The following is a 16,824-nucleotide window of genomic DNA, read 5'->3' as shown; positions in this document are numbered from 1 at the left end:
ACTATGTGTGGAATTGTTGGTTATATCGGAAAAAGGGATGCTTATCCCATTATACTTAAGGGGTTAAAAAGATTAGAATATCGCGGTTATGACAGTGCAGGGATTGCATTGTTTGACGGTAAGGATATTCAGCTTTGTAAAACAAAAGGCAAAGTAGCTACTCTTGAAGAAAAAGCTAAAAACGAAATGTCTTTAGTCGGAAACTTAGGTATTGGGCATACACGTTGGGCTACTCACGGGGTGCCTAACGACGTAAACAGCCATCCACATTATTCCAATAGCGGAGACTTAGTGATTATTCATAATGGAATTATAGAAAATTACGACACGCTTAAAAAGGAATTGATAAATAGAGGGTATACTTTTAAGTCTGATACCGATACAGAAGTGTTAGTAAACCTTATTGAAGATATACAAAAAAATCAAAAACTAAAGCTAGGGAAAGCTGTTCAAATTGCTTTAAACCAAGTGGTAGGAGCATATGCAATTGCACTTTTCGATAGAAAAAAGCCAGACGAAATTGTAGTTGCAAAGTTAGGAAGCCCATTAGCCATTGGTATTGGGGAAGATGAATTTTTTGTAGCTAGCGATGCTTCACCTTTTATTGAATTTACAAATAATGCTATTTATCTTGAAGATGAAGAAATGGCAATTATCCGTTTAGGACGAGATGTGAAAATTCGTAAAATTAAAGATGACAAAGTAGTGGCGCCTTATATTCAAGAGCTTCAAATGAATCTTGAGCAAATTGAAAAAGGAGGGTACGATCACTTTATGTTAAAGGAAATTTACGAGCAACCTTCAGTAATTAAAGATACCTATCGCGGACGATTACTTCCAGACGAAGGAATTGTACGACTTGGTGGTTTAGAAAATCACATTGAAAAATTTCTTAACGCAGAGCGCATCATCATTGTAGCATGTGGAACTTCTTGGCATGCAGGTCTAGTTGCAGAATACATTATCGAAGACTTTACGCGAATTCCTGTAGAAGTAGAATATGCTTCTGAATTCCGTTACAGAAACCCTATTATTTCGTCAAAAGATATAATAATTGCCATTTCACAAAGTGGCGAAACTGCCGATACGTTGGCGGCTATAAAACTAGCGAAACAGCATGGCGCTTTTGTTTATGGAATTTGTAACGTGGTAGGTTCCACAATTTCTCGCGAAACACACAGCGGAACGTATACGCATGCCGGTCCTGAAATTGGGGTTGCAAGTACCAAAGCGTTTACTACTCAAATTACAGTGCTTACTATGTTGGCCCTTAGGTTAGCAAAAGCCAAAGGAACAATAAGCCATAGCGATTTTGTGCGTTATTTACACGAATTGGCGCTTATTCCAACACACGTGGAAGAAGCGTTAAAAACCGAAAGTAAGATTAAAGAAATTGCCGCGGTTTTTAAAGATGCACGTAATTTCCTTTACTTAGGAAGAGGTTACAACTTCCCAGTTGCTTTAGAAGGGGCTTTAAAGCTTAAAGAAATCTCCTATATCCATGCAGAAGGGTATCCAGCTGCCGAAATGAAACACGGTCCTATTGCACTTATCGACGAGTCTATGCCTGTTGTAGTGGTTGCAATAAAAAGTGAGCATTACGAAAAGGTAGTGAGCAATATTCAAGAAATAAAAGCAAGAAAAGGTAAAATCATTGCAGTGGTTTCTGAAGGGGATAAAGTAGTAAGCGAAATGGCAGATTATGTAATGGAAGTGCCACATACTCCAGAGCCATTAACGCCTTTACTTACAACTATACCACTTCAACTATTGTCGTACCATATAGCAGTAATGCTTGGTCGCAATGTAGATCAGCCTCGAAATTTGGCAAAATCTGTTACAGTAGAATAGTATAGAAACGAACTAGATTTATTTCTAGATCACAAATTATATAGCGGCAATCATAAAGAATTCAATTTCTTGTGATTGCCGCTTTTCATTGGATTCTGTTTGTGGAAATTTCTAAAAGTCCTATTCGAAATGTTCTGTTTCCAAATAAATTAATACTTTTAGTAAATGAAGGTAATCAATCTCATTTCTGGCCCTCGTAACCTTTCAACTGCTCTGATGTATTCTTTTGCGCAACGCCAAGACACAGCAGTTTTGGATGAGCCTTTTTATGGATATTATCTAAACAATGCTTCAATTGAAAACCGCCACCCGTCGCAAGAAGAAATTTTACAATCCATGGAGTTAAACGCAGATGAGATTGTTCACGGTATAAATTCACTTGCTGAAACAACACAAGTTTTCGTTAAAGGAATGGCACATCATTACTTAGAGCAATCTCCATATTTCATATTAAATTGGAGTAATATTCTACTTATCCGACACCCAAAAAAGCTAATTGCTTCTTTCGCTAAAGTGATACATACGCCAACTTTAAACGATATCGGAATTAAAAAAGCTTCGGAATTGTTTTTATTTCTGAAGAAAAACGGTAAAACTCCATTAGTTATCGATAGTGATGAACTTTTAAAGAATCCGGAAACTTATTTAAGGAAGCTGTGCGCTTTGCTAAACATTCCCTTTTCTGAAAAAATGCTCCGCTGGAAGAAGGGCGGTATTCCCGAAGATGGAGTTTGGGCAAAACATTGGTATAACAACGTTCATAATTCTGATGGATTTGCTATTCAAAAAAGCAGTTCTCAGCCGTTACCAATTCATTTAAAACCTTTACTGAAAGAAGCTTTGCCTTATTACGAAACTTTAAAAAACAACATATTAATTAATGATTGAAGGTGCTACATTCCTCAATCTTAAATAAAAATAGAAACCATGCTTCAAAAATCAAATCCGCAGAACGACAACATTCAAGTGTTTATCAGGGACCGTTTATTCCCGCGAAGCGAAGCGAAAGTTTCAGTTTTCGATAGCTCAGTTCAAGGGGGCGATGCCGTTTGGGAAGGGCTGCGCGTATATCCTGAAGGCGTTGTTTGTCTTGACAAACATTTAACCCGTTTGCACGAATCGGCTAAAACGTTGGCTTTTGTCGATATTCCTTCTAAAGAGTTTATTAAAGATGCAATAAAGCAAACCCTCGATGCTAATGGAATGACCGATGATACACACATCCGCCTCACTTTAACACGTGGCGAAAAAATAACCAGTGGTATGGACCCACGGTTGAACCAGAACGGATCTTGCCTTATTGTTTTAGCCGAATGGAAAATACTAGTATACGATAACGATCACGGCATTAAAGTAATTAGTACAAGTCAACGTAGAAATTCTCCTCAGTTTTTAGACAGCAAAATTCATCATAATAACTTGCTCAATAATATCATCGCGAAAATTCAAGCCAATGTTGCTGGAAAAGATGCAGGGTTAATGTTAGACGATCGCGGTTTTGTAGCTGAGCTGAATGGCAGCAATGTTTTTATGGTAAAAGATGGAAAAGTTTATACGCCCTTTGCCCACGCTTGTCTTCCTGGAATTACAAGAAATTCAGTAATGGAAATGTGTAACAAGGAAGGAATCGCTCTTGTCGAGGCGGATATTTCGTTATCTCAGTTCTATAATGGCGATGGAGTTTTCGCTACAGGTACTATGGGTGAACTTACACCAATAGTTGAAATCGATGGACGAAGTATTCCAAAAAACAATACGCTTCAGCAAAGGATAATTAAACGCTATGAGAAAGAAGTAAGAATGCTTTGCGAAAAGCTGTAATTTGATTGTTATAGAAAATCTTTTATTTCAATTAAAGCTTAGAAAACTCTTTTAGAATTGTTGCTGCTTCCGCTAGCGTTTCTTCAGTTTTTGCAAAACAAACACGAATTTGTTTGTAGTCTGCTCCGTCTTTGTTAAAGACAGAAGTAGGTATTGTGGCTACCTTATATTCTTTTGTGAGCCTTTCTGCAAAAGCAATATCGTTTTCATTTGAAATATCAGAAAAGTCTAGCATTTGAAAATAAGTGCCTTTTGAAGGAACAATTTTGAATTTTGACCCTTCCATTACATTCAAAAAGAAATCTCGCTTTTGTTGATAGAAGTTTGAAAGGTTTAAATAGTGATTAGCGTTTTTTAAATACGTAGCAAAAGCCTTTTGAAAGGGATGGTTCACACAAAAAACATTGAATTGGTGAACTTTTTGAAACTCTTTCATTAAATATGCTGGAGCTGCACAGTAGCCCATTTTCCAACCAGTGTTGTGAAATGTCTTTCCAAAGGAAGCTGTAATAAAACTTCGATTTGCCAAGGTTTCATATTTAGATGCACTTTGGTGGATATTACCGTCAAAAATAATATGCTCGTACACTTCATCGCTTAAAACCAATAGGTCATGTATTTCCGCCAACTTTTGCAGCTCTAACATATCCTCTTCAGAAAAGAGCATCCCACTTGGATTATGCGGACTATTGATGATTATCATTTTCGTGTTTGAAGAAATTTTATCGGCAACTTCCGTCCAATCTACTGTGTAAAACGGAGGCTTCAGTTGAATGGGAACAATCTTTCCGCCAAATAATTCTACTGTAGGCGCATAACAATCATACGCCGGGGTGAAAACAATCACTTCGTCGTCTTTGGAAATGGTTGTAGCGATTATCGTGAAAATAGCTTGTGTAGCACCTGCAGTTATGGTTATTTCAGACTCTGGATTGTAAAAACGACTGTGAAGCTTTTCTATCTTTTTGGAAATTTCCATTCGAAGTTCAAAATCGCCTGCCATTGGTGCGTATTGATTAAACCCTTCACGCATCGCCTCACTTGCCAAATCATTCAGTTTTGAATCACTAGGGAAGTTCGGGAAACCTTGCGATAGATTAATAGCATTATGTTCTGCCGCCATTTTACTCATGATTGAGAAGATGGAATTTGGAATGTTTGGGAGTTTGGAGCTTTTAATCATTTTGATTGAAATTTTACATTCGAATGTATTTGTCGAAGTTACTATTTATTTCAGCCAATAAAAAAACCCTCACATTGCTGCAAGGGTTTCAATTTTGAATAGAATCGTAATTCTAAAGTCTACAATCGTAAATCAATTAGTATCTATAATACTCAGGCTTGTATGGGCCTTCAACAGTTACTCCAATGTATTCTGCTTGGTCCGGCTTAAGCTCAGTAAGTTCAACTCCAATTTTTTCAAGGTGAAGTTTTGCAACTTTTTCATCTAAATGCTTAGGAAGCATATATACTTTGTTTTCGTAGTTTTCACCATTTTTCCAAAGCTCAATTTGAGCAAGGGTTTGGTTGGTAAAACTATTGCTCATTACAAAACTTGGGTGACCTGTAGCGCAACCAAGATTCACCAATCGGCCTTCAGCTAAAAGGATGATGTCTTTTCCGTTAATAGTATATTTATCAACTTGTGGTTTTATTTCAACGTGTGTGCTTCCGTGGTTTTTCTTTAACCAAGCCACGTCAATTTCGTTGTCAAAGTGACCAATGTTACAAACAACTGTTTTGTCTTTCATTGCTTCAAAATGCTCTCCGCGAATAATATCTTTGTTTCCAGTTGTAGTAATCACGATGTCGGCATTTCCGATAACAGTTTCTAGTCTTTTAACTTCAAAACCGTCCATTGCAGCTTGTAGTGCACAAATTGGATCAATTTCGGTAACAGTTACAATACTTCCAGCTCCTTTAAACGAGGCTGCAGTTCCTTTACCAACATCACCATAACCACATACAACTACACGTTTTCCAGCAAGCATTAAATCTGTTGCGCGGCGAATAGCATCCACAGCACTTTCGCGACATCCGTATTTGTTGTCAAATTTACTTTTTGTAACGCTATCGTTAATGTTGATAGCAGGCATAGGCAGTGTTCCTTTTTTAACGCGTTCGTATAATCTGTGAACACCCGTTGTGGTTTCTTCAGAAATACCTTTTACTGCGCTAGCAAGCTCTGGATATTTGTCTAAAACCATATTGGTAAGGTCGCCGCCATCGTCAAGAATCATATTTAATGGCTTGCGTTCCTCACCGAAGAAAAGAGTTTGCTCAATACACCATTCAAATTCTTCTTCTGTCATTCCTTTCCAAGCATACACTGCAATTCCTGCAGCAGCCATAGCCGCAGCAGCGTGGTCTTGAGTTGAGAAAATATTACAAGAGCTCCAAGTAACTTCAGCACCTAAAGCAACAAGTGTTTCTATAAGTACTGCAGTTTGAATTGTCATGTGCAAACATCCTGCAATACGCGTTCCTTTTAAAGGCTGCTCTGCTCCATATTCTTCACGGAGACTCATAAGTCCTGGCATTTCTGCTTCCGCAAGTTCAATTTCTTTTCTTCCCCAATCTGCAAGAGAAATGTCTTTTACTTTGTACGCCGTGTAAGGCACTGTTTTCGTTGACATAAATTTTGATTTTTATCTCCCACAAAGGCGGGAAACTCATTGATATTAACTAATTTTGATTTTTCATTTAGGTCTGCAAAAGTACATAATATCTCTCTAATATTCTATGCCACTTTACAAAACTATAACAGTAAACCCCTCAACCAAAGTACTTATTTGGAAAATTGAAGAGTCTTTTGATGTCCTTTCAAAGCATATTCAACTCACTGAAAATTGTACAAATCGGGTGGTAAATATGAAAAGCGAAATTCACCGACGTGCATTTATGAGCATTCGTCAGTTATTAGCGATTGAGGGATATACAGATCACGATTTGTATTATGATGAAAATGGAAAACCACATTTAAATGATGATAAGTATATTTCTATCACGCATTCATTTAATTTTTCAGCAATTATAATTAGTGATATGGAAGTGGGGATTGATATTGAAAAACAACGACCTAAAATACTTCGGATTGCCCATAAATTTACACCTATTGAAGAATATCGCACTATCGCAAATGAAGATGCTTTAATGCGAAAGCTTACCATTGTTTGGTGTGCAAAAGAATCACTTTATAAAAGTTTTTCAGAAAAAAGCGTGAGTTTCCTTCAGCATATAGATGTTGATGAATTCGACTTAGATCACGACAGAACTACCGCCACTGTTACCTATGGCGCTAAAGAAGTGACTTATGACATAGATTTTCTAGAGTTTGAAGGATTTACCTGTGCCTATGCCCTTATTTCTAACCGAAATTAAATGGACAAACTTTTTTATAATGCTATTCTGAAATCGGTAAAAGCGAACGAAAAATTGCTCGCTATTCTTATAGATCCTGATAAATTTGACAATGTTGAGATTGATGCTTTTCTGAATAAAATTCCTAATAATACTACACATCTTTTTGTAGGAGGCAGCACTGTGGCCAACGGCGAAACCGAAGGTGTCGTGAAAGCATTAAAACAAAACACAAAGCTCCCAATTTTCCTTTTTCCTGGCGACTATTCGCATATTACTTCTTTGGCCGATGTGCTTTTGTTTTTAACCTTGCTTTCTGGCCGCAATGCCGAATATTTAGTGGGACAACAAGTAAAGTCTATTGCCAAGTTGAAAAATTCGCCATTAGAAATCATTCCAACGGGCTATTTATTGATCGACGGTGGAAATCATTCGTCTGTTTCAAAAGTGACTGCAACAGAGCCAATATCACAAGAAAATGCTGAAGATATTGTACACACGGCTTTGGCCGGGCAGTATATGGGCGCCAAACTTATTTATTTGGAAGCAGGAAGTGGTGCTAAATTTCCTGTGAAACCTGAAATAATAGCGAAAGTAAAAGAAGCCATAAAAATCCCGTTGATTGTGGGCGGTGGAATAAGATCTGAATCCCAAAAACAGGCCGCATATCTTGCGGGAGCAGATATGATTGTGATGGGAACAGCCTTTGAGGATTAAAGTGCCAAAAAATAAATTCCAAATTCCAAATTCCAAACAAATTTTAAAATTGTAAATTCCAAAAATTCAAAACCTCTGTGATCTCTGCGCCTCTGTGGTAAAAAAAACATACCGCTAAGCCCCAATGACCACAATGAAAACCTATAAATTTGAAAAAAAATCGAATATGAAAATTTCAGTAGAACTCACACTTTCGCCGTTGCAAGACGATTGGGAACCTGCGATAATAAACTTTATAACTAACCTGAGAAATTCTGGACTTACGGTTCTTGAAAATCCGCTGAGTACACAAGTTTATGGCGATTATGATGAGGTTATGAATATGCTTCAAAAAGAGATGAAGGTAGCCCTTGAAGCAGTAGAACGCGGTTTGCTTTACATAAAAATCGTAAAATCCGACAGAAGCAATTATGAGCCACATTTTTGATTGGTTTTTTGCTGAATACCAAAATGTCCCTCCATATCTTGTGGCGTTGGAAATTACTGCCGTTGTTTTCGGTCTATTGAGTGCGTGGTTTTCGAAACAAGACAACATTCTAATCTATCCAACTGGCATTTTAAGCACTGCTATTTTTGTGTATCTACTGGCAGTTTATGGACTTTTGGGCGATTTGGTTATAAACGCATACTACTTTTCAATGAGCATTTACGGATGGTATTTTTGGACCCGAAAAGTAGATTCCGAACACTATACGCCAATCACAAAAACCACTATAAAAGAAAAACAAATTAGCTTAGGAATATTTATCGGAACTCTTTTTTTTATTTTCATTATTTATAAAGTTTTCGATAAATGGAATAGTTGGACAGCGTATGTCGATACCTTGACCACAGCAATATTTTTTGTTGCAATGTGGTTATTGGCTCGCAAAAAAATTGAAAACTGGTTGTTTTTACTCGCAGGAAATATCATTTCATTTCCGTTATATTTTTATAAAGGACTTATGTTTACTTCATTTCAATTTCTATTGTTTATCGTCATTTCAATAGTTGGTTATAAGGCGTGGAAGAAAAACCTGAATAAACCCGAAACTAGCTTACTAAAGTGAAAAAGATTGTATTATACGGTCCAGAATCTACGGGAAAAACGACTTTGGCAAAGCAGTTGGCAGCGCATTACAATACGCTCTGGGTTCCCGAGTTTATGCGACACTATTTAGAAGAAAAATGGAAGACTAAAAAAGAAATGGTTTCAAAGAAAGATCTTGTTCCCATAGCCAAAGGGCAGCTAGAACTTGAAAAGGAATCTTTAAAAAAAGTTGAAAAACTGCTTATCTGTGATACAAATTTACTTGAATTGAAGGTGTATTCAGAATATTACTACAATGGGTTTTGTCCTGAATTTATTCAGAAAGAAGCATTAAAAAACAACACGGCTATGTACTTGTTAACGTATATAGACATTCCTTGGGAAGCCGATATATTGCGAGATCAACCTAACAATCGCGAAGAAATGTTCCATATTTTTGAAGCTGAATTGAAAAAAAACAGCTTCCCTTATCAAATTCTTGAAGGAAACAAAGAGGAAAGGTTGCAGAAAGCAATTGAAATAATTAATGGGTTGTAAACTAGCTTCTAATTTCCTTTAGGTGCTTTTTGAAGTCCGCATACCTAGAATAAGTTAATTGTTTATAAACCTCGACAATTCGATTGGACTTCATTTTTTAAAAAAGTGCATTTTCGTTACATTTATCGGTTAATTATTTAAATAAAAAGAAACCTGTTTACCCAGGCACAATTATGGCGAAAAAAGAAACCCCTTTAATGAAGCAATACAATACTATCAAGGCTAAATATCCTGATGCTTTGTTGCTGTTTCGTGTGGGCGATTTTTATGAAACTTTTGGAGAAGATGCCATTCGTGCAGCAGGAATATTAAATATTACCCTCACAGCTCGAAATAATGGTGGCGATAAAATGGAGTTGGCTGGTTTTCCGCATCATTCATTAAATACCTATTTGCCAAAACTGGTTATGGCTGGATGCCGCGTTGCTATTTGCGACCAATTGGAAGATCCAAAAATGACCAAGACTATTGTAAAACGAGGGGTTACAGAACTGGTAACACCTGGCGTTGCCTTTAATGACGACATCCTTACCTCTAAATCGAATAACTTTTTGGCTGCCGTTCACTTCGGAACTTCAAAACGCTCAGTAGCGGTAAACAATATTGGGGTTTCATTTCTAGATGTTTCAACAGGTGAGTTCTTGGTTTCGGAAGGTTCTGCAGAATACGTAGATAAATTACTTCAGAATTTCAGCCCTTCAGAAGTGCTTTTCTCAAAGCAAAAACGAAAGCTTTTCACCGAAACTTTTGGCAATGAATACCACGTGTTTCATCTAGAAGATTGGATCTTCCAAAGTGATTATTCTTTCGAAACGCTTACAAAACATTTCAATACAAAAAACCTAAAAGGTTTTGGGGTAGATCATTTGGAAGACGGTGTTATTGCTGCCGGTGCTGCGCTTCACTATTTAAGCGAAACACGACACACCAAACTGCAACACATTTCACGACTTTCTAGAATTGCTGAAGATCAATATGTGTGGATGGATCGGTTTACAATCAGGAATTTAGAATTGTATCATTCCAATCAGCAAAATGCGGTGACGCTTTTGGATGTTATAGACAAAACCATTTCGCCAATGGGTGGGAGATTGTTGAAACGCTGGATGGCACTGCCACTAAAAAATACTGAAAAGATTACACGCCGTCACGAAGTTGTCAGTTTTTTACTTGATAATCAGTCGGTTTTAGAGAAAATTCAACAATATACCAAACGCATTGGCGACTTGGAACGATTAATATCCAAAGTAGCAACAGGAAAAGTAAATCCGCGTGAAGTTATTCATCTTAAAAACTCATTAGAAGCCGTGGTGCCAATTAAAGCGCTGGCACTAAACTCTAAAAACGAATCGCTTAAAATAATTGGCGAGCAGTTACACGATTGTGAATTGCTTCGGAATAAAATAAAAGAAACGCTTTTTGAAGAAGCACCTGTAAATGTTCTTAAAGGAAACACCATAGCCGAAGGTTTTTCGGAACGATTGGATGAACTTCGAAATATTTCAGCAAATGGCAAGGAGTATTTAGATGAAATGCTAGAACGTGAAACCAATAACACAGGTATTTCTTCACTTAAAATCGCTTCAAACAATGTGTTTGGATATTATATCGAAGTCCGAAATACGCATAAAAACAAGGTTCCTGCCGAGTGGATTAGGAAGCAAACCCTTGTAAATGCAGAACGCTATATAACTGAAGAGCTCAAAGAATACGAAGCGAAAATACTGGGAGCAGAAGAAAAAATACTCGCATTAGAACAGGAGTTTTTTGCAAAATTAGTGGAGTGGATGCTTCAGTATATTGGCTCCGTTCAACAAAATGCAGCCTTGATTGCGCAATTAGACTGCCTATGTTCGTTCGCTACTCAAGCAAAAGAGGCACATTACACCCGCCCACTATTTGATGATTCTTTCGATTTGGAAATTAAAGAAGGTCGTCATCCTGTTATTGAAAAGCAATTGCCGCCCGATACACCCTACATAGCAAACGATGTTTTTCTCGATCGGGAAACGCAGCAAATTATTATGATCACTGGGCCGAATATGAGTGGTAAATCGGCTATTCTTCGGCAAACTGCGCTAATTGTTTTATTGGCACAAATGGGGAGCTTTGTTCCGGCTGCTGAAGTGCGAATGGGCTATGTTGATAAAATTTTTACGAGGGTAGGAGCGAGTGATAATATTTCAATGGGCGAATCTACCTTTATGGTCGAGATGAATGAAACTGCAAGTATTCTAAACAACCTTTCGGAACGCAGCTTGATTCTGTTAGATGAAATAGGTCGTGGGACTAGTACCTACGACGGAATTTCGATTGCATGGGCGATTAGTGAATATTTGCACGAACACCCAACACGCGGAAAAACGCTTTTTGCCACCCATTATCACGAGTTAAATGAAATGACCGAAACTTTCGCGCGAATCAAAAATTATAATGTTTCGGTGAAGGAATTAAAGGACAACGTACTTTTTCTTCGGAAATTGATTCCAGGAGGAAGTCAGCACAGTTTTGGAATTCACGTAGCAAAAATGGCGGGTATGCCACAAGCAGTGTTATTGCGCGCAAACAAAATCCTGAAAAGACTTGAAAAAAGTCACGCTTCAGAAGAATTAACCGAAGAAATGAAGGCTGTATCGAAAGATGAAATGCAATTGAGTTTCTTTAAGCTGGACGATCCTTTGCTGGAAGAACTTAGAGAGGAAATTCTCGACATAGACATTGATACCTTAACCCCAGTAGAAGCATTGATGAAACTAAATGAAATTAAGCGTATGTTACAACGAAACGCTTCTGTTAAACTGAAGAAATAAGTTTTTTATTGTTGAAGAAAACAGACTAATGGAGGTTGTTTATTTCTTTTTATAATAATTTGAAATATAAATGAAATTTTCCATTCAATATTCTTTGCCATTCAAGTAAAAGTTTTAAATTTGCACCCGCTTGGTTATTCAAGTGACGATCTTGGTTATTATTAGCGAAAATTGCTCAGTTGGTAGAGCGCCATCCGCCACGGCGGATAGGAGTTCGTTCTAGTTCTTTTAAATATAATGCGAAAATTGCTCAGTTGTTAGAGCGCCATCCGCCGCGGCGGATAGGAGTTCGTTCTAGTTCTTTTAAATATAATGCGAAAATAGCTCAGTTGGTAGAGCGCCACCTTGCCAAGGTGGAGGTCGCGGGTTCGAATCCCGTTTTTCGCTCTGCTTAAATTGCCGATAGCATCGGCATTTTTTGTTAAGTCCAAGGTTGTTTTAGACAACCCTCGTATTGCTTACAGTAAAGCAATCGAAACGCTGATGTGGTGGAATTGGTAGACACGCCGGACTTAAAATCCTGTGCCCATCTCGGGCGTGCGGGTTCAAGTCCCGCCATCAGTACTTTTAAAAACCTCAATCTTTTGTTTATCAAATGGTTGAGGTTTTTTATTTGTACCGTTTCTGTATGATTGAGCTTCGCTTTTAAATCAAAATTTCGCTTTTACGATTTTCACTAATAGTATCTCCTTCATTTTCCATTTTTATAGGAACTAAAACATCGAGTATTAACAATTTAAGGTATATCTTATGTGCCTTGAATTCTAGGAGTTTTTTATGTTTCAAAACTCAAAAATATAATTATGGCAATTTTTGAAACTGATAGATTGATGCAAAAGATTGACAAAATTGACATTAACTGAAAAACCTCCAGACCTCACAGGTTTTTGAAACCTGTGAGGTCTTACAAGTTCTATTTTGAGTAAAACAATAAAATTTTGAATACTTTATTAAGGTGAGGAACTTGGAAATTGTAAATAAAAGAAAAAATGGGAAAACCACATCAACACGCTGAAAGTAGCGCTAAAAAGTTCGGAGGTAAAATGGATGACTATTTAGAAGTTCATTTATTGCTAGATAGCAGCAAAATGGCGTTTGCTGATAATCGCCACCGCGCACTCACGCATAACAGTTGGTTTATCAATCATATTTTACCTAAAATTTTTGGCAACACCATAACAAATAGTGACAAAAAATCCATTTCGGTAATAGACATTGCCGAACAGCATATTTTGGAAGACTTTTCATATCATTTTATTCCTACAGCACAAGATTACCTTACACAGATGATGAAATCTTCGTGGATGCACGGCCAAGGTTTACCGCCTTCCGCTTTTACCAAAGAGGAGAAGCACAATTCAATAACCTATAAATTCAACCATAAAAATGTTTAATTACATAATTGATTTCTTAGATAAGCTAAATATCCCGCCTCACGATATAGCGCAGTTAATCAAGGATGAAAAATATTTGTATGCGTATAAAGGGTATGGCACACCCGAGTTAGAAATGAGATTTTTACACAGGATATTTCTTCATATTCAAGTTTCACACCCTGAGTTTAAAGTTTTTTCTTGGCAACAATACAATTCCTTCAACGATAATTATTATCACTTTGAACTCAGTATGTTTACAGTAAACCACAAACTCATCGTAGATAGCGACGTAGATTTTTTCTTTAGATATTCCGAGAAAGATAATCTACCATCCAATATTAATTTTAATGCTCTCGATTACCCGGATACAGAAGAAATTGAATTTGCACAAAATAATAATATGGAATTGGGGAAGTACGGTTTAGAGAACTCAAATTGGGAGGCTTATCAAGAATACAAAAAAAAGAAATACAAATATCTTGAAATTCCTTGTTTGAAATTTTTAGCCATTTTGAAATTGTTGGAAGCACACTACAGCATGTATTATTTTCTTTATACATTCGGGAATGGAGTTGCTGTGGAATTCGACAAAAAAGGAGTGACAGTATCAAAATTGGACGAAAACGAAATGGACGGCGTGCCATTACACACTGGAATGGAAGAGGATGATTAGTGACAACTTATATTTTCTGCTAACACAGTTACAATAGCATCAGTTCCAGAACATAACTGCCAAACACCTTTTAAGCATTATCAGCCTAAATAATACCGAGCATGATTTATCTTTAAACTTAACATTCTCCCACCGAATCCGTAAATTTGCCATTCATAATAACGCTAAATCTAATGGCCGATTTAATTTTAAATATCCTCTCACTCGGAATAAAGCCGCTTTATGAAAAACAGCGTAAGTTCCACGATTTAATAGTCGAATTTAGGGATAGATTTTCAAACCCAGGAAGAGCCAACAGGGTTCGAGCAGATATTGATGAGTTGTATGAAAGGTTAAATAACTTCGATTTTAAGTATGTATTGTTCGAAGATTATTATCGTAATCATATTGAAAATCTTAACCGATTAAGCCCAAATTTAGAAGGAAGTGAGCTGGATTTAAAGTTTATTCGAATTGCCCTCGAAGAAAATAAATGGAAGCCTACCAAACCTTTCCCGGTTTTACGACATCATTTGAAGTACAAATTTAAGCTTACTGCAACACCATTTACCTCCATTCAGAAAAAACAACATACAAAGAAATTAAATTCACCCGAAGCGATTTCAAAACTTAGAGCGAAGCCAAAATCATCTCAAAATTGGACACGAGTTCCTATAAGAAAAAATACGAATAAAACTTAAAACCTTTTACTTAGAAGATGGAGTATACAAGGAGGGTAAGCGGTGTTTTGTATTGAAGAGAGAAAAAAGTTCGGGTAATAAAAAAACCCTTTCAATAAAGAAAGGGCTTCGTTTTTATAGTAGATAAATAGTGGCTTATTGACCGTCAGTAGCGTCTTTTACAGCTTCTTTTGTGTCTTCAGCAGCTTGCTCAACAGCATCTCCAGCGTCTTCCATAGCCTCTTCAGTTGCATCAGCAGCGTTGTCGATTGCATCGCCAGCTTTGTCTAATGCGTTTTCAGTTTCAGCCTGAATAGATTCTGCAGTGTCCTCAGCGTTTTCTTTAGTAGTTTCTCTACAAGAGTAAACAGAAGCAACTAATGCAAGAGCAGCAAGTGATAAAAATACTTTTTTCATTTCGAAAATAGATTAGTGATTATTAGTGCGCAAAAGTAACTAAAAATTTGATTCGTTTATTTTTTTTATAAACTATTTTCTTGAAAAATCAAAAATATTTTTAGGAAATTATCCGCTTTAATTTTGGATATATTCCAAATATTCATATTTTTAGCCTATGGAAAAATCAATTACACTTGAAGCCAAGCGGTTCAAACAGTTACGTGAAGAACTTGGCTATACACAACAGGGGTTTGCAGAATTTTTAAACGCTGGATCTACTACTGCGGATATTGAGCGTGGAAAAACTAAAATTTCAGGAAAAATTGTAACGACTTTAATGAGCCAGTTTAATATTAACCCACTCTGGCTGTACGGTGAAAGCAATGACAAACATATTATTGCGCGTAGCGGTGATGTATCGCCAATGGTGGTAACGATAGATTCTAGTGGTAATGATAATATTGTGTTGGTAAGTCAGAAAGCGGCGGCAGGATATCCGCATAATATTCAAGATGTTGACTGGTATCAGAGTTTGCCCAGTTTTAATATTCCTTTGCCAGAATATAGAAATGCATCATACCGCGGATTTCAGGTGGAAGGGGATAGTATGATGCCTAATATTAGGCCTAAAGAATGGGTTTTGGGACGTGCTGTTTCAAGTATTACCGAAGCTTCAGATAACAAAATTTATATTATTGTTTTAAAAGATTCTGTATTGGTCAAGAAACTGCAGAGAATTCCAAATAACCCCAATCAAATCAGACTAATTTCTATTAACGAACATTACTTGCCAATTGATATAAAAGTAAGGGATATTCAAGAACTTTGGATGGTTAATAGCAAACTAAGTTTTGGGGTAGACGAACCTTCGGATAGTGTTCTGCTTAGGCAGTTGCAAGAATCTATGGAAGAATTAAAAGGGCAGATTAGAAGTTTAAAATAAAAAATGGATGCTCGTTTGAACATCCATTTTATTAATTCCTGAAATTAATAGGAGTTATCTTCAGACTAATCTTTGTCTTTTTGCTTGATTTTCACATCGCCGTCATCGTCGGTTTTTATTTTAACCTTTTCGTCTTCGGTCTCCATTTTAATCTTATCTTCTTTCACTTTAATTTCGGCACCTTTGTCTTCCATTTCTTCGACAAGTTCCTCAGTTTTTGATTGGTCTCTGCAAGAAGTAAGTGATACGGTCATAAAGCCTGCGAGCAAGGCAATCATTGTTAACTTTTTCATTTTGTTTGTTTTTAGTTGTTAGTGATTGATTGTAGTTTGTGTTGATTTATCGAAAAAAGCAATCTCTAGTCGATTTCGTCGATTGTTTCGTCAATTTTATCATTGACCTTTTCGTCAACTTTTTTAGCGGCACGCTCTAAAGCTCCTTCGCTCGGTGCTTCTGTTTTTTCAACGTGTACTTCGCGTATAACTTCTTTTGTTTCAGTTTTGTTCTCTCTACAAGAACCTAAGAACAATGCAGCTATCGATGCGAAAATTAATAACTTTTTCATTTCTGTGGTTTTATTGGTTTTAAGCAAATCTATATCTTTTTGAATAAGAAATTGGTAATTATTTCCTAAATTATTTACGGTAT

18 protein-coding genes and 2 tRNA genes are annotated in these 16,824 nt (G+C 36.7%); 15 read left to right on the top strand and 5 right to left on the bottom strand.

Going from position 1 to position 16,824, the window contains the following annotated elements; translation table 11 throughout:
* Positions 1-3 precede the first annotated feature (3 nt).
* The 3 genes from glmS (at position 4) to BLW28_RS01295 (ending at position 3,672) form a co-directional block, all read left to right on the top strand.
* On the top strand, positions 4-1,851 hold the full coding sequence (gene glmS / locus BLW28_RS01305; RefSeq protein WP_073213665.1) for a glutamine--fructose-6-phosphate transaminase (isomerizing): 1,848 nt from the start codon (positions 4-6) through the stop codon (positions 1,849-1,851).
* Between the two features lie 165 nt (positions 1,852-2,016).
* The gene (locus BLW28_RS01300) at positions 2,017-2,739 is read left to right on the top strand and encodes a sulfotransferase-like domain-containing protein (protein ID WP_073213662.1); all 723 of its coding nucleotides are present in this window, start codon (positions 2,017-2,019) and stop codon (positions 2,737-2,739) included.
* 39 nt (positions 2,740-2,778) lie between these two features.
* Positions 2,779-3,672 (top strand): aminotransferase class IV, encoded by an 894-nt coding sequence (locus BLW28_RS01295; RefSeq protein WP_073213659.1) that lies wholly within the window; start codon positions 2,779-2,781, stop codon positions 3,670-3,672.
* Between the two features lie 31 nt (positions 3,673-3,703).
* Here BLW28_RS01295 and BLW28_RS01290 read toward each other — a convergent pair whose 3' ends face one another.
* Together BLW28_RS01290 and ahcY are read right to left on the bottom strand one after the other, a co-directional pair.
* On the bottom strand, positions 3,704-4,855 hold the full coding sequence (locus BLW28_RS01290) for a methionine aminotransferase (protein WP_073213656.1): 1,152 nt from the start codon (positions 4,853-4,855) through the stop codon (positions 3,704-3,706).
* A 136-nt stretch (positions 4,856-4,991) separates the two neighbouring features.
* The gene (ahcY, locus tag BLW28_RS01285; RefSeq protein ID WP_073213652.1) at positions 4,992-6,308 is read right to left on the bottom strand and encodes an adenosylhomocysteinase; all 1,317 of its coding nucleotides are present in this window, start codon (positions 6,306-6,308) and stop codon (positions 4,992-4,994) included.
* 106 nt (positions 6,309-6,414) lie between these two features.
* On the opposite strand from ahcY, the gene BLW28_RS01280 reads away from it, so the two are divergent.
* The 11 genes from BLW28_RS01280 to BLW28_RS01230 all read left to right on the top strand — a co-directional run bounded on the left by BLW28_RS01280 (position 6,415) and on the right by BLW28_RS01230 (position 14,855).
* Positions 6,415-7,053, top strand: coding sequence for a 4'-phosphopantetheinyl transferase family protein (locus BLW28_RS01280; protein ID WP_073213649.1), 639 nt, complete (start codon positions 6,415-6,417; stop codon positions 7,051-7,053).
* Entirely contained in the window at positions 7,054-7,749 is a 696-nt protein-coding gene (locus BLW28_RS01275; protein ID WP_073213644.1) for a phosphoglycerol geranylgeranyltransferase, read from the top strand.
* Positions 7,750-7,915: 166 nt separating this feature from the next.
* A complete protein-coding gene (locus tag BLW28_RS01270; RefSeq protein ID WP_073214036.1) occupies positions 7,916-8,176 on the top strand; it encodes a thiamine-binding protein in 261 nt (86 codons plus the stop codon).
* Positions 8,160-8,798: a nicotinamide riboside transporter PnuC gene (gene pnuC / locus BLW28_RS01265; RefSeq protein WP_073213641.1), complete on the top strand. Its 639-nt coding sequence runs from the start codon at positions 8,160-8,162 to the stop codon at positions 8,796-8,798. Before BLW28_RS01270 ends, pnuC begins: the two co-directional genes overlap by 17 nt.
* Positions 8,795-9,316: an AAA family ATPase gene (locus BLW28_RS01260; protein WP_073213638.1), complete on the top strand. Its 522-nt coding sequence runs from the start codon at positions 8,795-8,797 to the stop codon at positions 9,314-9,316. Before pnuC ends, BLW28_RS01260 begins: the two co-directional genes overlap by 4 nt.
* A gap of 173 nt (positions 9,317-9,489) precedes the next feature.
* Positions 9,490-12,126, top strand: a complete 2,637-nt coding sequence (gene mutS, locus BLW28_RS01255) for a DNA mismatch repair protein MutS (protein WP_073213635.1) — start codon at positions 9,490-9,492, stop codon at positions 12,124-12,126.
* Positions 12,127-12,440: 314 nt separating this feature from the next.
* Positions 12,441-12,513: transfer RNA gene (locus tag BLW28_RS01250), tRNA-Gly, on the top strand.
* Between the two features lie 92 nt (positions 12,514-12,605).
* A tRNA-Leu gene (locus BLW28_RS01245) sits at positions 12,606-12,690 on the top strand.
* A 425-nt stretch (positions 12,691-13,115) separates the two neighbouring features.
* On the top strand, positions 13,116-13,520 hold the full coding sequence (locus BLW28_RS01240) for a DUF6915 family protein (protein ID WP_073213632.1): 405 nt from the start codon (positions 13,116-13,118) through the stop codon (positions 13,518-13,520).
* Positions 13,513-14,175 carry a hypothetical protein gene (locus tag BLW28_RS01235; protein WP_073213629.1) on the top strand — a complete coding sequence of 221 codons (663 nt, stop codon included), beginning with the start codon at positions 13,513-13,515 and terminating at the stop codon, positions 14,173-14,175. Before BLW28_RS01240 ends, BLW28_RS01235 begins: the two co-directional genes overlap by 8 nt.
* Before the next feature lie 173 nt (positions 14,176-14,348).
* Positions 14,349-14,855 (top strand): hypothetical protein, encoded by a 507-nt coding sequence (locus tag BLW28_RS01230; RefSeq protein WP_073213626.1) that lies wholly within the window; start codon positions 14,349-14,351, stop codon positions 14,853-14,855.
* A gap of 135 nt (positions 14,856-14,990) precedes the next feature.
* On the opposite strand, the gene BLW28_RS01225 is transcribed toward BLW28_RS01230, so the two are convergent.
* Entirely contained in the window at positions 14,991-15,251 is a 261-nt protein-coding gene (locus BLW28_RS01225; RefSeq protein WP_073213623.1) for a hypothetical protein, read from the bottom strand.
* Positions 15,252-15,408: 157 nt separating this feature from the next.
* Here BLW28_RS01225 and BLW28_RS01220 point away from each other — a divergent pair, with 157 nt between their 5' ends.
* Positions 15,409-16,176, top strand: coding sequence for a LexA family transcriptional regulator (locus tag BLW28_RS01220; protein WP_073213620.1), 768 nt, complete (start codon positions 15,409-15,411; stop codon positions 16,174-16,176).
* Between the two features lie 65 nt (positions 16,177-16,241).
* Here BLW28_RS01220 and BLW28_RS01215 read toward each other — a convergent pair whose 3' ends face one another.
* Together BLW28_RS01215 and BLW28_RS01210 are read right to left on the bottom strand one after the other, a co-directional pair.
* The gene (locus BLW28_RS01215) at positions 16,242-16,469 is read right to left on the bottom strand and encodes a hypothetical protein (RefSeq protein WP_073213618.1); all 228 of its coding nucleotides are present in this window, start codon (positions 16,467-16,469) and stop codon (positions 16,242-16,244) included.
* A 65-nt stretch (positions 16,470-16,534) separates the two neighbouring features.
* Positions 16,535-16,741, bottom strand: coding sequence for a hypothetical protein (locus tag BLW28_RS01210; RefSeq protein ID WP_073214033.1), 207 nt, complete (start codon positions 16,739-16,741; stop codon positions 16,535-16,537).
* Positions 16,742-16,824 lie beyond the last annotated feature (83 nt).

Origin of the sequence: Aequorivita viscosa (genome assembly GCF_900106795.1) — a bacterium.
Lineage (GTDB): Bacteria > Bacteroidota > Bacteroidia > Flavobacteriales > Flavobacteriaceae > Aequorivita > Aequorivita viscosa.
Note: the sequence above shows the minus strand (reverse complement) of the source record. Positions and strands in the feature narration are given on the sequence as shown.

Coding starts and splice junctions, on each gene's coding strand:
- ahcY (WP_073213652.1), bottom strand. CDS start 6,308: ATGTCAACGAAAACAGTGCCTTACACGGCGTACAAAGTAAAAGACATT.
- BLW28_RS01235 (WP_073213629.1), top strand. CDS start 13,513: ATGTTTAATTACATAATTGATTTCTTAGATAAGCTAAATATCCCGCCT.
- mutS (WP_073213635.1), top strand. CDS start 9,490: ATGGCGAAAAAAGAAACCCCTTTAATGAAGCAATACAATACTATCAAG.
- BLW28_RS01290 (WP_073213656.1), bottom strand. CDS start 4,855: ATGATTAAAAGCTCCAAACTCCCAAACATTCCAAATTCCATCTTCTCA.
- BLW28_RS01275 (WP_073213644.1), top strand. CDS start 7,054: ATGGACAAACTTTTTTATAATGCTATTCTGAAATCGGTAAAAGCGAAC.
- BLW28_RS01220 (WP_073213620.1), top strand. CDS start 15,409: ATGGAAAAATCAATTACACTTGAAGCCAAGCGGTTCAAACAGTTACGT.
- pnuC (WP_073213641.1), top strand. CDS start 8,160: ATGAGCCACATTTTTGATTGGTTTTTTGCTGAATACCAAAATGTCCCT.
- BLW28_RS01240 (WP_073213632.1), top strand. CDS start 13,116: ATGGGAAAACCACATCAACACGCTGAAAGTAGCGCTAAAAAGTTCGGA.
- BLW28_RS01215 (WP_073213618.1), bottom strand. CDS start 16,469: ATGAAAAAGTTAACAATGATTGCCTTGCTCGCAGGCTTTATGACCGTA.
- BLW28_RS01230 (WP_073213626.1), top strand. CDS start 14,349: ATGGCCGATTTAATTTTAAATATCCTCTCACTCGGAATAAAGCCGCTT.
- BLW28_RS01300 (WP_073213662.1), top strand. CDS start 2,017: ATGAAGGTAATCAATCTCATTTCTGGCCCTCGTAACCTTTCAACTGCT.
- BLW28_RS01295 (WP_073213659.1), top strand. CDS start 2,779: ATGCTTCAAAAATCAAATCCGCAGAACGACAACATTCAAGTGTTTATC.
- BLW28_RS01210 (WP_073214033.1), bottom strand. CDS start 16,741: ATGAAAAAGTTATTAATTTTCGCATCGATAGCTGCATTGTTCTTAGGT.
- BLW28_RS01270 (WP_073214036.1), top strand. CDS start 7,916: ATGAAAATTTCAGTAGAACTCACACTTTCGCCGTTGCAAGACGATTGG.
- glmS (WP_073213665.1), top strand. CDS start 4: ATGTGTGGAATTGTTGGTTATATCGGAAAAAGGGATGCTTATCCCATT.
- BLW28_RS01225 (WP_073213623.1), bottom strand. CDS start 15,251: ATGAAAAAAGTATTTTTATCACTTGCTGCTCTTGCATTAGTTGCTTCT.
- BLW28_RS01280 (WP_073213649.1), top strand. CDS start 6,415: ATGCCACTTTACAAAACTATAACAGTAAACCCCTCAACCAAAGTACTT.